Origin of the sequence: Chryseobacterium sp. 2VB, assembly GCF_005503635.1 — a bacterium.
In the GTDB taxonomy this organism is placed as follows: domain Bacteria; phylum Bacteroidota; class Bacteroidia; order Flavobacteriales; family Weeksellaceae; genus Chryseobacterium; species Chryseobacterium cupriresistens.
Genome location: NZ_SCNC01000005.1, coordinates 235901 through 251800, shown reverse-complemented (window position 1 = coordinate 251800; position 15900 = coordinate 235901). Strand labels below are relative to the sequence as shown.

General features: G+C 35.2%; 11 protein-coding genes. 3 read left to right on the top strand and 8 right to left on the bottom strand.

The window, feature by feature from the left end:
- Nucleotides 1–633: 633 nt before the first annotated feature.
- Nucleotides 634–1647, bottom strand: a complete 1014-nt coding sequence (gene glsA, locus FFS26_RS07690) for a glutaminase A (protein ID WP_137904740.1) — start codon at nucleotides 1645–1647, stop codon at nucleotides 634–636.
- A gap of 535 nt (nucleotides 1648–2182) precedes the next feature.
- Between glsA and FFS26_RS07685 the strand changes: the two genes are divergently transcribed.
- The 3 genes from FFS26_RS07685 (at nucleotide 2183) to FFS26_RS07675 (ending at nucleotide 9853) form a co-directional block, all read left to right on the top strand.
- Nucleotides 2183–7075 (top strand): PKD domain-containing protein, encoded by a 4893-nt coding sequence (locus tag FFS26_RS07685; protein WP_110010552.1) that lies wholly within the window; start codon nucleotides 2183–2185, stop codon nucleotides 7073–7075.
- 70 nt (nucleotides 7076–7145) lie between these two features.
- The gene (locus FFS26_RS07680; protein WP_137904739.1) at nucleotides 7146–9008 is read left to right on the top strand and encodes a T9SS type A sorting domain-containing protein; all 1863 of its coding nucleotides are present in this window, start codon (nucleotides 7146–7148) and stop codon (nucleotides 9006–9008) included.
- Nucleotides 9009–9154: 146 nt separating this feature from the next.
- Nucleotides 9155–9853: a DUF1826 domain-containing protein gene (locus FFS26_RS07675; RefSeq protein WP_137904738.1), complete on the top strand. Its 699-nt coding sequence runs from the start codon at nucleotides 9155–9157 to the stop codon at nucleotides 9851–9853.
- A gap of 116 nt (nucleotides 9854–9969) precedes the next feature.
- Here the strand turns inward: FFS26_RS07675 and FFS26_RS07670 are convergent, their stop codons facing one another.
- The 7 genes from FFS26_RS07670 to FFS26_RS07640 all read right to left on the bottom strand — a co-directional run bounded on the left by FFS26_RS07670 (nucleotide 9970) and on the right by FFS26_RS07640 (nucleotide 15735).
- A complete protein-coding gene (locus FFS26_RS07670) occupies nucleotides 9970–11229 on the bottom strand; it encodes a hypothetical protein (RefSeq protein WP_137904737.1) in 1260 nt (419 codons plus the stop codon).
- 576 nt (nucleotides 11230–11805) lie between these two features.
- The gene (locus tag FFS26_RS07665) at nucleotides 11806–12246 is read right to left on the bottom strand and encodes a hypothetical protein (protein ID WP_110010558.1); all 441 of its coding nucleotides are present in this window, start codon (nucleotides 12244–12246) and stop codon (nucleotides 11806–11808) included.
- Nucleotides 12247–12248: 2 nt separating this feature from the next.
- Nucleotides 12249–13154 carry a hypothetical protein gene (locus FFS26_RS07660; RefSeq protein WP_171006263.1) on the bottom strand — a complete coding sequence of 302 codons (906 nt, stop codon included), beginning with the start codon at nucleotides 13152–13154 and terminating at the stop codon, nucleotides 12249–12251.
- A 4-nt stretch (nucleotides 13155–13158) separates the two neighbouring features.
- Nucleotides 13159–13686 carry an SdpA family antimicrobial peptide system protein gene (locus tag FFS26_RS07655; RefSeq protein WP_137904735.1) on the bottom strand — a complete coding sequence of 176 codons (528 nt, stop codon included), beginning with the start codon at nucleotides 13684–13686 and terminating at the stop codon, nucleotides 13159–13161.
- Nucleotides 13686–14444 carry a hypothetical protein gene (locus FFS26_RS07650; RefSeq protein ID WP_137904734.1) on the bottom strand — a complete coding sequence of 253 codons (759 nt, stop codon included), beginning with the start codon at nucleotides 14442–14444 and terminating at the stop codon, nucleotides 13686–13688. The genes FFS26_RS07655 and FFS26_RS07650 overlap by 1 nt, the downstream gene beginning before the upstream one ends.
- A 50-nt stretch (nucleotides 14445–14494) precedes the next feature.
- Nucleotides 14495–14866, bottom strand: a complete 372-nt coding sequence (locus tag FFS26_RS07645) for a DUF3887 domain-containing protein (protein ID WP_137904733.1) — start codon at nucleotides 14864–14866, stop codon at nucleotides 14495–14497.
- A 2-nt stretch (nucleotides 14867–14868) separates the two neighbouring features.
- On the bottom strand, nucleotides 14869–15735 hold the full coding sequence (locus tag FFS26_RS07640) for a GLPGLI family protein (RefSeq protein ID WP_137904732.1): 867 nt from the start codon (nucleotides 15733–15735) through the stop codon (nucleotides 14869–14871).
- Between the last annotated feature and the right edge of the window lie 165 nt (nucleotides 15736–15900).

The following is a 15900-nucleotide window of genomic DNA, read 5'->3' as shown; positions in this document are numbered from 1 at the left end:
GATATACAATGATATTTTGTTACGATGAAATAAAAATAATAAAATTGTATTATATATTTAATCATAAATGCAATTTGGTAACTATTTTTTAATATAAAAAGTATAATTATTCAAATGCTATTAAAGTATATTTATTGTTTTATTATTCTTAGAAACGTGACGATACAATCTTAGTAATTTTAACTATAACTATTTATAGTTAAAAAAATGTTAAGCAAATATAGGAATAAAAAATAAAATATTTCAAAAACAAGAGATTTGTTTTGAGTAATATTACAAAAAGATAATATACAGTGATAAGAGTCCGAAAGTGTAAGAATCTCCTTTGTCAATCTGATAAATGGACAGTGCAAATTTATATAAAATTAATCAATATATTGTGATTTAATTTAAATTATTTATGAATTTTTCCTATCCTTTTGATAAAGAAATAGATAGGATATTTTAAGAATAATTAATATATGTTTCCGAAATTCATAAAAAAAACAGTAAGTGTTTGATATGCTTACTGTTTCTTATGTGTCGATTGTTGTTGTTTTTGTTAATAAGCCATTGGCATGCTTTGTGGGATCATTGAAGTAAAATTCCTTTCAGTGAGCAGGATTGCTGGTGAGTTGTTGTTGGTTTAAAAAACTAAAAGATACTTAATCCATACTGTTTGGCCAGATCTAAAATCATATGATAGCCGGCCAGAGAATTTCCATGCTGGTCTAAAGCAGGACTGAAAACTCCGATTCCTATTTTTCCCGGAACACTTACGGTAATTCCGCCTCCTACACCGGATTTGCTTGGCAGTCCTACCATTCTGGAATATTCACCGCTGAACTCATACATTCCGGCAGTCAGCATTTGTGATTCTATCAGTTTGGCCATATCGGCATTTTTAAAAGTGGTATCTGCGTCGAATCTTACACACTGGTTGGCAAAAAAGTAACCTATTTTGGCAAGGTCCTCAGCGGTAAGTTCAATGGAACACTGCTTGAAATAGTTGTCCAGCTGGTCTTCATTTCCCGAAATCAGTCCGCTGTTTTTCATAATATAAAACATTCCACGGTTGCGGTGTCCTGTTGATTTTTCAGATTCGTAAACTGATTTGTTGTAATCTATGGATGGGTTTTTGGTGATGTACCTTACCATATCCAGTATCTTCAGGAATGGTTTTTCTCCGTCACCGGAAATTAATGAAGTAGTAAGAATTGCCCCTGCATTCATCATAGGATTAAGCGGCTTTCCTGTAGTTTCAAGGTTGGAAAAATGGTTGAAAGGTTTGTCGGAACCGAAATATCCCATTTTATCAAAGATATTGGTTTCTCCTTTTTCATTGACAGCCACCATTAATGATATGATTTTGGAAATGCTCTGCATGGTGAATTTTTTATTGACATCTCCGGCATTGAATACTTTCCCGTTTTTGTCTACCACTGAAAAGGCTATTGCTTTAGCGTCCATTTTTCCCAGTTCAGGAATGTAATCGGCTACTTTTCCCTGGCTGTAATAAGCTCTGTTCTTCTCCAGGATGCTGTTTAGGGTTTTGTCCGAAATGGTTGAGATATCTGCGGTTTTCTGAGCATAAACAATTGTGTTTAAGGAAATAAAAGCTGCTGTACAGATTCCTTTGGCAGAAAATAAAAAGCTGTTGTTTTTCATAGGGAAGGTGTATTCAAATATAATGTTGATGATAAGCCTTGAAAAACAAAGATAAAGTATTTTAATCTTGTCGGCAATTCTCTTTATCGTAGTTACGAATATCGGTGCAGGTGGGCATAGGTGATGCTTATAGAAGAAGATTAAATTGCCGGATTACATGAGAAATTTTTTAAGAAAAGAAATGGATAAAATTTTGTTGTTTTACCTGTTTTGCATATGTGATTAATTTTAATTTAAATTATTATTTTGAAGTAAAAAATTAATTTTATTTACTTTTTTGTTGTTTGTTTTGGATTTTAATACGCTAAAATGAATGATTTTATTCTGTTAAAATGGGATTGGAGCGCTTAAATAGACCGGAGTACAGGGATTTTTTTTCATAACTAATATGTTGGTGAAATAGCATATAATCACGAATTTGTTTATATTGTTGAAATTCAGTTGTGAAATAATGTTATTTTTTCACGATTAAATGATTTTTGTATTATTATTTTTATTAATTTGACAAAAAATTAATAACACTTTTTTAATAACTATGAAAAACAACACCTACTTTGGCAGGCAGCACGTCTTCAGATGGCTCCTGCTATGTTGGCTTCTGGTACCGTGGGTACTGCAAGCACAAGCTCAAATTACATGGACCGAAGAGGTCGGATGCCAGGAATTCCGCGGCGAAAAAGAAGGTCAGATCCCTGACAACGGTATCGCCAGTTCCTACATCAATTCTGCGCAGTGCCTCCGCGTCTGCGAGAAGTCAATAGACCCTGTCAAATATCTGGTTCAGGGATCCAACGTTTCTAATGTACAATGGTCAGTTTCGGGAGGAACTGCCACAATTTCCGGAACCGGAAATACCTTGGCGTATGTTACGTGGGGTGCCGCCGGTAATGGATCTTTACAGGCTGTTATCACATACAATGACGGAACTGTGGAAACACAGACCATCTGTATTGAAAAAATCAACAGGCCTATTGCTAAGTTTGAATTGCTTAATCTGGATTACACGGTATGTAATAATACAACGGTGTATTTTGATAACCTTTCCGAGCAAAACGGAGGGTCAGATATTGTCAATTATTTCTGGCAGTTCGGAGATGGAACTACTTCCACTTCCACAGCTTTTGAACCGTCTCATATCTACACTAATCCCGGTAATTATACCATTCAGCTTACCGTAACCAATAAGTGCGGATGCCAGAGCAGGTACAGAAAGGAAATCAAGGTAGTAAAATCTTATCCTGTACAGATCAATTGTGCTTCTGTAGTATGTGAAGGAAGTACTGAGAAATATAATGCTCAGGATGGATGTAACAAAGGACAATGGAAAGTTATTGGTGGAAACATTATAAACAATAACGGTAACGAAATTGAAGTAGTTTGGGATCAGGTGGATCCTCTGGACGGTTTCGGATATGTCATGTATATGTCTGAATGTGCCTGCCCGGAATGGACTACAGTTAAAATCCCAGTGATTTTAAAGAATGCAAAAGTTAAAGGACAGGATAAAGTATGCGCTGGAAAGCAATATACCTATTCTATTCCTCAATGGCCTACGACAAAAGTTAACTGGAATGTATCCGGGCCTGGAACAGGGCTGCTGGTCAATACCCAGCAGAGAAATGAAATTGTTTTCTCGGCTACACAGCCCGGAACATATCACCTTGAGGCCACCTACTACAATACTTTATTAGCTTGTGAAGGAAATGCTTCTATTGATATCACTGTTGAACAGCCTGTAACAATAAGCGGCGGTACGGATGAGATCTGTGCGGGAACAAGCCAGACATTTACAGCTACCCCTAATGTACCTGTTATCTGGAAAGTAACTACCGGAGGCTCTACTGTGACTTCGGGAGTAGTATCCGGGCCATTCAGCTATACTTTTAACACCGCGGGAACCTATACTATCGTTGCTGTGAAGCAAGGAGGAGATTGTGAAAGCAACCCAAGAATTATTAAGGTATTACCAATTCCGCAGCCGCCTACAGGAACTATTTCAGGTGAGACAAAAGTATGTCCTGGAAAACCTTATGTGTATACCATCAGTTCAGTAGATCCGGGAATGGTACCTGTTTGGAGTGTTACTAACGGAACCATCCAGGGCAGTAATGCAGGATCTTCTGTAACGGTTATCTTTAATACGGGTGCTTCATCCTATTCAGTATCTGCACAGAATAAATCGATGAGTAATGCAGGATGTCTTTCTGCTCCGATTTCGTTTAGTGTAGCGCCGTTAGATCTTAATACCATTACGGTTAATCCTAATCCGGGCGGACCTTTCTGTCCGAGCAGCACACAGACATTTACTGCAAATCTGAACGGTATTGTTCCTGATTTTATGGAATGGACATTCGGAAGTCCTAACTTCGGAAGTGTTGTAGGGGGACAGGGCACCAGTAACATTACTGTCAACTTCAACGAAATCTCTACAACAAGCAGCACTATGCTGAACCTGAGAGTTGTAAAATGTGGAGTTACAAAAATCATCAGTGTTCCGGTATCTTTATTACCGCTTCCTGTGGTAAGCTTCACAAATGTTGGAGGAATCTGTTTAGGTTCCAACCTTACATTCTCTGTTAATCAGGGATCAATCACTTCAGCAACTGGTGTAACTTTCACTTTTGCAAACGGAAATACCTATAATACCACTTATAATCCATCAGGAAATTACAGCTTCCCGAATAACGGATATATTCAAAACGGATCAGGAAGTAACGTTTCTCAAACGGTTACAGTAACTTATACAGGAACTAACGGATGTAACTATAAGCCTACTGCAAGCGCAAACTTTACAATCTATCCTGAAACTATTATTACAGTTTCTCCGGTATATAATATTCTGGTATGTGATCCTACAACAATGACACCGTATACGCTTACGGCAAATAGTTCTACAGGACTTACCAATATTATTTCCTGGCAGTGGTTCCAAAACAATTCACCTATATCAGGTGCTACAACCAACTCATACACCATAGGCGGTGCAGGTGCTTTTGGAACTTATAGAGTACAGGCTGTAGATATTAATGGTTGTGTGGTTTCTTCACAGAATATTAATGTGAGCCAGCTTTGCCCAAGCAGCGGAACTTGTAATACAGATCCTCAGATCAACTTTACAGCTGCGTGGTCAGGTTGTAATACAATTTCAGCATCAGGGTTAACGTATAACGGAACTCCTGATCAGATAGAATGGTCATCAGACAACGTACTTACTTTAACTTCTCCTCAGGGACAGCCTACAGCAACGTATCAGACTACACTTGCGGGAGCACATATTGTTTTTGTACGTTTAAGATATGGTTCATGCTGGTACAGCAAGGCAGTAGAAGTAAGAAAGAACTACGAGCCTAAATTCAGTGTTAGCACGGTGTGCAGCGGAGGCGGATATAACGTGACTCTGTTTAACAGTTCTACTATATTTGAGATTAACCAGTCATCTATTACATATACATTCACCAGCCCGGGTCAGCCAACTCAGACAGGACAGACGGCTACTTATAACAACCTTGCGCCAGGTACTTATACCTTCACCATGACAATGTCTGCGCCAGGGAAACCAGCGTGTACCACTACACAGACGATTACATTAGCTCCGGTTCCTAGTACCAGCTTCCTGGTTCCGGCATGGCTATGTGTACGGGAACCTATTACATTCACTGCACCGGGATACAACTCGGCTAATACCTACACATGGCTTTTTGATGGTACGGCGTATGTAGCTTCGGGAGCAACTGCTACGGTTACCTATAATACAAGTGGTGCCAAGACAATACAGCTAAAAGTAACTACTCCTACCGGATGTGTATATACTTCACCAATTGCAAACATTAGCTTGAATGAAGCTTCCATTGATGGTAATATTTCACCTGTTAACGTACTTGCCTGTGCAGGATCTGTTCCTACACTTGTATTTAATGGTTCGGTAGGAACTGCCAGCCAGTATATCTGGATGAATGGTTCACAGCCGGTGCCTGGAGCTCCAAATTCAATGACATTCACACCTACTCAGTCGGGAACTTACTGGCCGGTATTGGTATCACCTGATGGTTGTAAAACAAGCATCATGAGTACTAAACCTGCAACAGTAACGGTTAAAAATGCTCCATATGTAAATATTTCCGGTAAAGCTACTATCTGTGCAGGATCTTCTACCATACTGACTGGTCTTGTAACAGATAATACATTAGAATACCAATGGAAGAAAGCAGGTTCAGTAGTTATACCATGGACTTCTGCTCCTTATCCGATCACTCTTAATACAGGATCATTAGCTGCAGGTACTTATGTTTATACTCTTGAGGTAAGAACTCCGGGTACATCAGGATGTGTAAGCTCTAAAAACTTTACCCTTACGGTAAGTAATCCGCCATCATCTATTACGGCAACGTATAGTTTGGTAAGCTGCCAGCCTTATAAAATCCAGTTAACCGCATCAGGACCATCTACAGGAAATTATAACTGGAGTAATGGAATGTCTGGTCAGACAATTACAGTCAATGAAGGTGGTGTATTCCAGGTTACTTATACTGCGCCAAGCGGTTGTAAAGTATCCAGCTCTGTAGAAGTACCATTAAGCCTTGAAAGCCTGATGTGGGTATTCCCTACAGGATGCTATGATGAATGTCTTAGAGAGAAGAATTACATTATAGGACCAAAAGGGGTATTTGATCATCATGACTGGATGTTGTTCGGAAACAGTATTCAAACCGGGAACAATAACTTTATCTTCCCGTTATATATCGGCTCTCCTGGTACATACCAATTACAGGTAAATCACTTAGGATGTCAGTATACATCAGGAACCATGAATTACTATCCAGGTAAAGATTGTGGATACGAAACAGATTGTAAGATTGAAGGAGATATTAAACCAATGAAGTGGGTAGGAGACCATTACTCTGTTTCTGGTATTATTCACAATGCCGGAGGACAGCCGATAAGTCTTAACGTTTCAAGTGTTAACGGATACGGAACTTATATTCCGTCTATTATTACCATTCCTGCAGGAGGAGTGTATGATTTGAATGCTAATCCATTAGCTTTCTATCCAAATCCGAATTTCCAGGGTACAGACGAGGTTTTATTCTATAATGAGACATGTAAGTTTAGTACCAAAGCGGTAGATCCGGAATGGATAGGCATGAGAAGTGCATCAAGAAGTGTTACCGCTGCTGCTGTTTCTTCTCTGAAAATGATACCAAATCCTGCGAAGGAAAAAGTGAAAATCTCATACAATACAGGTAACGAAAAGTTATTGGCAAAACAGATTACAGTTTTTGATGCCATGGGCAATGTCAAATTCCGTAAAGAAGTGAAAGCGGCTTCCGGAGAGGTAGACGTGGAAGTTTCCAGTTGGCTGCAAGGCGTTTATATCGTTATTGTACAAACGGGAGACACATCATTACAAGGGAAACTAATTAAAAATTAGTGACTTATAAATCAGTGTTCTCTTCGGAGAGCACTGTTTTTTATAGTATGTGATAATTAAATGAATTTCTATGATACAACTAAAAAACAAGCTTTGGGGATTACTATTGATGTTGCCGGTATTATCTTTTAGCCAGACTTACCAGTGGCAATGGGCAAAACAGGCTGGCGGCCAATCCGGTTCTGCCGATCCGGGGTTTAATTACCAATTTGATGAATCTATACGGGATATTGTTGTAGATAATAATAACAACACCTATTATCTCGCAAGTGTATGGAATGGAGGCCAGAATCTGAATGGGGTAGCTGTACCTAATTATGGACTACGTGATCTTATTTTGTTTGCTACGGATTGTCAGGGTAATGCACTGTGGTCTACCGTTATTGGCGGATCAGAAGATGGTGAAAATGCCTGGCATATCGAGGTGGATAATAATGGTGGTTTATATGTAATGGCTACTCTTTATAATAATTCTTACAGCGGCGATCCTACCGCTCTTCCTATGCATTTTGATGCTACTCACACCATGCCTTTGTATACCTATTATGATCAGACAGTAGAACCGGCGCATAAAGCGGCATATCTGCTTAAATATAAAACTTCTGACGGAACATTGGATTGGAGTAAAGCTTTGCAGGGAGATGTGAGTTATCTCAGCAGACGCTGTGATGTTCAGATGATGTATATGGATTCATCCAAAAATATTCATGCTGTTATGGGTTTCAGAGCAGGAAATCATTTAAATGGTTTAATTACCGTGCCTTCAACCTTCACTACCTCCTTTCAGTACTATCTGGTTAAATTCAACTATGATAATGGGAGTATGACACCTGCAACGCCACTATTGCTTCCTATAAGCGGAGGATTAACTGCAGGAGGAACTGATGGTAAAGTAAATCTGCTGTACGATGAAAGCTTAAACAGATATTATCTGGCAGGAAAAAGAATGGTAGGAAACTACAGCAGTACTATGGAAAGTCTTTCGTACAATAATATTCCTTTTACAAAAAATGCCTATATACTTGCGTTTAACGGAAGTACCGGAGCTGAATTATGGAGAAAAGAATTTGACAATAGCTTACCGGCATTTATGGATGATGAAATTCATTCCGTAATCAAAGGTTCAGGTTCTTCGGATATTTATATTTCCGGACGTTATTTTTCAGGAACAGTTCCTACCACTTTCGGAAACTATTCTTTCCCAGTACAAAATTATCAGGGACAGACTCCTTTTGTGATGAAGCTGAATGCTGATGGAGCTGTACAATGGGCAAAAGTTCCGGATGGGCTTACAAGCTTTTCTGCGTACCGTTTCATGAAAGGAAAACTGGCACTGAACGGAAATGAACTTGCCTTCGCCAAAGGAAGCTGGAATGAGATTTGGGGAAACTTTTCAATGACACGTCCTAATTCAGATTTATCAGATCCTTTGCTGGTACGTTTCAATAAAGATACGGGTGCAGTAATTGGAACCGGAGAAATTCATAGTAATTTTCAGGTTCAGGATGAATTTACAGCCATTGCTGTAGATAAAGATGGAAATTATGTACTAGGCGGTCTTTTTCATGACCAGCTCTTTACAGATTCCAATGATAATGTCAATACCATGACGGTAAATGTGACGGGAGGAAAATCCCAGTCTTTCATTACAAAATATTCTAAGTCAGCATGCAGCCAGATGTCGGTAGAGGAAACAGCCGTACAGGCAGGAATTCAATTATTCCCGAATCCGGTTCAGGATGTGCTTACCGTCAGGAGCAAAGAGCCTTTGGTTTCTTATGAAATCTTTGGAACTACGGGACAACTGGTAAAACAGGGAACTTTGACTATGATGCAGGAACAGATCGTATTATCTTCTCTTCAGACAGGAGTATATTATATTAAACTTAAAACAAAATCTTCAACAGTAACAGAAAAGATACTGAAGAAGTAAAAAAACAAAACTGAAAATTAATAACCTTATATATAAACAGCATTCTTTAAAAAGGATGCTGTTTTTTTAGCCTTCATCTTATACAATTGAGAACCTATTCCGTATTTTTGTGCAGAATTAAGCAGCTAAACTGTTTATTCCAACCTATGAGCACTGCATTTTCCGGCCATGATCAAATTGAGGTGGTTTCTTCTTTTTCTGAACTTGTCAATACCCGTTTTCAAGGTGTTATGAATGCCATTTGCTGGCATAGGAATTTAGTGGGTGACTTTAAAGAAATCGTCACAAAGCTTCAGCTGAAAGATGATATTACAGAAGTTTCCGGCGAAGATCTTTTAGCATTGGAATTGTCAGAAGAGGGGAGTATGGCGAGAGAAATTATTTTAAATGACCTGCGGTTATTGACAGATTTTGGAGCTTCTCCGGTTCTTAATTTGCTTAAAAATTATGAGCGGGACGAAGAGCTCGGTTTTATTTCAACGGATGTATACTCGTATCATGTAGACCGTTCGCCTGTTGCAACAGATACTTTTCTATGCACTTATCACGGAACAGCGAGTGATATCATCGCTAATGATCAGGTGGAACAGAAAATTGTAATTCCTGAAGTCCGGGAACAGCTCAAAAAATTACATGACGGCACTGAAGACGAATTTGAAGACTTCCTGAAAGAGTATTTCTTTGATCTTCATTATCATCCTAAGCCCGATGCAGAGCCTGTCAATTTAGGAATTGGCCATCTTTGGCGTATTGCAGTAGATCATCCTGAGCAATCCGCTTTGCCTTGTATTCACAGGGCACCTGTGGAAAATGACGGTGAATACAGGCTTCTCCTGATTTGTTAATTCAATTTGCATCGAAATCAATGAGGTTATGAAAAATCCAACATCTTCAGGATATTGGATTTTCATAATTGATAGACTGAGTTACATATCAGTTATTTATTTTCAGAAGATCAGCTTTACCATTTTATTTTTATTTTGGGCACTACCTTTTTTATTTCTTTAGCTACATTAGTTCCCGCTTTTCCCAGTTCGTTGCTTATGTTTCTAACCACTTTCACCGCTTCATGATTTTTTCCGGGGCCGTATTGTAAATCATGAACGGTCGTATTCCATGTCTTGACGATATCGTTATTAGGACCAAACTGACTTTTTAAAGCATCTCCAATTTGATTTAAGCCTTTAACAATCGTATTATTTTTTCCGAAACATCCATTATCACCGCCAACTCCGTTTGTTAGACATTTATTTAATTCACGATAGGTTAACTGGCCGCCCGCACATCCTGCAAATGCATACGGCTGTCCTCCGGTGCTTACCGCGCACTCAACGGCTATCTGGGCTTCTGTATTCAGATTAAGTTTACTTGCACCATAACAAACCGCAGTTCCCATGAAAGATATTTCTCCACTGTTGGCCTGATCTTTAAAGCAGGAAACTAATTGCTTGAGTTCAGGATCATTGACTTTATCAGCAAAACAAAGGGGATACATTTCATAATTGCCGCCATATTCTTTATAGCACTTCAACATATCCCGGGTAATTTGTTTTTCTTTTGAACCGCCTAAAATACTGAGCATACAAAGACTCTGTTCTTCCATGGTAGCTGAGTTTTTGGCACATTTATAAATTTCAAGTTCTTTCTGTCCTGCCATATTCGTTACCATACAGTCCCCGAATTTCAACTGGTTTAAGGATCCGTCAAAATTCAAAGAATTTTTATAACAGTCCACGGCATTCTGCTCACTGGTCATCATGACATCCCCATAAGGTTTTTGCTCGTCAATAATCTGGGTGGGTAACGGTCTTAATCCGTCAGCGGTTTCAATTCCTATCTGATGATCATACGTAGGCTTTGGCAGATACATAGGCGGCGGTGGAGGAACTGGAATATTGGAATAACCTACAACGCGGTATCCGTATCTGTAATCCAGCTCTATAATATTTTTATTAAAATCCAGGAAAAAAGCCTTTTGATAAGGAATGGCAGACGGCAAGAGTAAATAATTAATTCCGGTCTGATCATATACGGCCTGGCCGGCATTTCCCGGATTGCCATCCTGAACAATCACTCCTGTATTGTACATGGTAAAAGACTGACTGTAAGTAGTCAAAAACATCTGCCCGATTGGATAAACCTGTGCCAACAGGAAGGAACAGAAACTCATCAGTGAAATCAGTACACTTAAAATGGATAGTTTTTTAATAATTGCGTCCATGATACTTATTTTTTGATAAAGTTACCGTGTAGACTATTATCAGGAAATTACCCTTTTTCGCTATTTTTTGTTGAAGAGGTTTTAATAAATGAAAAACAGCCTTGGAAAGGGCTGTTTTATATTTTTTGGGGTGAAATTTTGAAAGGATTGAATTTACTTACCGATACAGAAAGTAAACTACTGCTTGTTTATGCGGATCTACAGCAAGTAGTATCACGATTAGTAACCATCATATGTTAGTTCTCCTGTTGATTCTCCGTAGTTTGTATTAACTCATTTTAAAAGGATTCTACAATGATTTTTTTTGGTACTCTGATATTGATTTTAGTTTTAAAATTAGAGAACATCGGTTTTTAGATTTTGTACTTTGTGTTTCTCTTCAAAGTAAATGATATTTTAGAAAGTAGAATGACTGTTTTTCAATAAAAAACTACATACTTCTGTTGTTTTTGTAAAGAATTCGCACGGACTGACGGAAATTTAAAAAATTAAGACGACCTCGTAATAGAGGAAGAGTGTCCAAAAAATCCAGACACCCTCTTTGAAGTATTTCTTTAAATATAAAATATTATCACATTATTTTAAATATGATGAGAAATCATTTTCATTTTTAATACTCAATATAACTTTTTTCCCCGTTATTAATTCTATATAAATAACTTTTTCTGAATCTAATATATAACCTACTCCATATTTTTTTGAATATCTTATACCCCAGCCTATCATACTATAAAAATCATTTGCATTTCCTATGTAAGCCTTTTTTATTTCATTCTTTTTAATAGTTTTAAAAAAAGGTAAAAATGGGAAAAATGAATATTTCATGTTATCATCTGTAATAATAATTGTGAGTTTAGAAAATAACAGTATTGAAATAACAAATAAAGAAAGAATAGAAATAAAATAAATAGTATTAAGAGGCTGATTGCCTTTTAGGCAAATCAGTAGTACTACAATAAATTGAATAACAGATAAATACTGTAATAAAACAGGGAATTTTAAATATTGCTTTTTCATAATTATATTTTTTGTATTGACAAATGCTTTTTATAGAATAGTATTTTCTTAATTTCAATAAGATTCTGCTTAAAAGATATAGTAGGGTTAAAACAAAATAAAATCAAACAACCAGTCATTGAAATCCAGAATGTTCCTAAACCATGAATTAGAAATATGAAAAAGTGAAAAATAAATGCTATAAAAAATAACACATATTTAAATTTTTGTTCAAGAAAAAAACTTACAAAAAGCATAATTTCTAATATTATCACCGACCAGTTTATTAATGAGACAGTTAAATTATTAGTAAACAGACCACCTAAAAGAACCCTAATATATTCAGGAGCCCCAAAAATATTATTGTTAAACCAATAATACACTGCTGTTCCATCAACCCATTCCGATACTGAGAGTTTTGCTACTCCAGCATTTAAATAAAGTATGCATAATTGAATTTGTATAACTATAAAAGTAGTATAGGAAAAATATAGAAGATATTTATTAGTAGAAATAGGAAAAGATAATTTACTCCATCCGAATCTTCTTTTATCTAAAATACATATTGGAATTAAAAGCAATGTAACTATTACACTAATTTGATCTCCTCCTTCTATTATAAACATTGTATAAAAAGTGGAATATGTAGCCCACCAATGTAAAATTGCCAGAAACCTTGGGTAAATTCCTAAAATGACTAATGCCAAAATGAATAAAGTTATAATGTAAGGAATTTTGATATTAGTAAACCATAAATAATAATTTAAAAAAGATAATTCTCTTAAATTATTTTTCAATTTTACTATATGAAATTCAGGAAAAAGATCCTTAAAGGGTGTACACATTAATGTTAAAAAAAGACTTAACGCTAAAAAGAATCTTGCAAATTGCAAGACATTCGTTGTATATATTTTTGAAAAAGATGACATTTAATTAATTCAGGTTAATCTTAATAGATGAATATGGAGTGAATTTTTCTTGATTTTCATTTGCCCAAGCCCAAGGTATTGGCTTTTTAAGAATAAACAAGTACAATCCCTTTTTAAAATAATTATTTGATCTTTTAGACTTAACACTAAAAGCAACATCATTTATGTGGTTTTCATAGTTATTTCCTGTGTTCTCTATCCATAATTTAGATGGAACCTCTGAAACTATAATTGAAGCTTCATATCCCTGAACTCTTGATTTCCTTGAAAATCCAAACCAATTTTCTTTAGAAGAATTAGATAAGGGAATATATAATAATTTATTATTTTCAATTTTATAAACTTCTAAAAGTGGTTCTCGTGGATCACGAGTAAAAAAACTCCACCCTTCAGGAAATAAAGTACTTATTTGCATTTTTAATTTCTCTCCCAAAACTACTTGAGTTTTGAGAGAAGAAAAAAAAATGTTAATGATAATAAAAATCCAAAATCCCCAAATAACTTTTTTATAATTAGAAAAGTTATTTCCCATTATCCTTTAAAATAAGTATTCAACTGACTTACTAGAAGATCCTTACTTAATTGTTTGGAAGGTTCCAAATTCGACAAGGATTCTATAGGATCCCAATATGCCATTTTTGTAATTAGACTATACGCTGCAACAGCTATTGATACTGCTGCTGCGACAGCATAAAATACGCAAAAAGCACCCGCTAAAGTACAAAGTGAAGCAATATTTTCTTTTATTGCATAATCATTCAATATATCATTTAATGCTTGTGAATCTTTCGGATTACTCAAATCTAAGCTAAGAATTTGATTTCTTAATTTATCATTATTTTTAATAGCATTACTAAAAGTAAATAGTCCTGAATATTTATCAGAAGCTAAACCAGCTTGTTCCACAAGTACAACAGATTCTTTAAGGTATTTATCAATTTCATATAAATTACCAGAGTACATAGCTTTCTGTAATTTATCAAAGAAGTTTGGATATTTTTCTTTAATAAATTTTGAAGATTCCTCACTTAAATTTTTTAAATTCCGTAATGTTTGTTTAGAATTAGCTGAATTTACTATTTGAGTTTTAACATTTTTTAAAGATTCAACATTATCAGCAACTTCGTTTTGTAAGAAAAACAATCCTTTAAAAATTTCTTCCCCACTTTTTTGTTCTGATTTTACCTGTTCTGAAATTATTGTATTTTTATTTGCGTTGACATAAATAAAATTAAATAACAACATAAGGATAAACACTGGGCTTTGCGCAATAGTTCTAATTTTTTTCATGATAAGTATTTTATAGTTAATTTTAATTGACTGTGTTTATGTTAAATGTTTTATTTTGAAATATTACCTGAACTAAAATCTTTATGCGGGACATAATAAAAACCAACAATTTTATTGGAGTTATTAAAGGCAACTTGCATATCAATTTTAGTTTTATCGAAATCACAATAGTAATAATACACACTTCCTTCATTATTAATTTCTGTAATTCCTTTAAAATTACCAAATTGATACCCTACATCTCTTAGTGTAGTTTTTAACTGATCCAAGCTAAATTTAGTTGTTATAGAAGAGTCAAGATAAGAATAAGATTTTTCAATTTCTTTACTATAAAGACCTTCTACAAAATCTTTACCTATATCCTTTTTGTTTTGAGTTAAACAAAAAATAGGAAATAATAGGAATATTAATATTACTTTCATTTTTATTTGTTTGTTAAATTATTTTCTATTGGGTTATTATTTGATTTAAAAAACTTATCTACCCTTTCTTCTTGTTGCTTAAGAAGATCTCCAACAGTTATATCACTTCCACGCATTTTTTGAGTTCTCATCTGGGGTGTTATTCTTGACCTTGCTTCTGCAAACGGATCTTCTCGAAATGCATTGTAAGCTTTCTCAAATTTATCTTTTGAAATTATATTTACATCATTAAAACCAGATATTTTTTCTGTAAAACTTAACTCTGAAAAATCTGATATTTTTTTTACTCCAGTAAGCACCCATGAATAATTTTTGTCAACATCTTCTATTTTTACAATTAATCCTGGAAGCCCATGAAATTTATACGGTCCATCTTGAAAAGAAATTTCATTTGTAAACCATGCAATCCATTTTTTTCCTCCAAAATCTAAAATTGCCTTCTGAACAGAAAGCCCAGTAACTTTATCCATTTCATTTTCAATTTTCCAATTTTGGGGAGAAGTATCAATGTATCCAAAGTATTTTTGAGAAATACCATCTATTAAAATAGTTTTCATTTCAGGATACTCTTTTTTAATTTTAAAAGTGAAAGCAGGCCATTTCATTGTTTTTCCAATATCATAAAAAACCCCTGACTTATGCATTTTCTCAGCCGCTTGAATTAAAATTGAATCTTGAGCAACTAAATTATAATCTCTATATATTGATACTTTTTCAGCAATATCTAAAATTCCAATTGCCTTTTCAGTTTTTGAAGATTCCTTTTTAGGTTTATAGGTTAGCTCATAAAAAAAACGAGTTGCATTATTTTGTGTATATGCATACAAAAAGGCAAAGTAGAAAAATAGTTTTATAATTTTTGTCAACATTTGTTTTTTTATATTTGGTTATAGTTGCGAAAATAGACCAATTTAGAATCAATTTCAATTCTTTTCATTGTGAAATTGTTTTAATGATTAAATATCTTATTTATGACATATATTTGCTTTAAAAAAATCATTATATAATGAATTTTTAATGTTTTTTTCAATGAA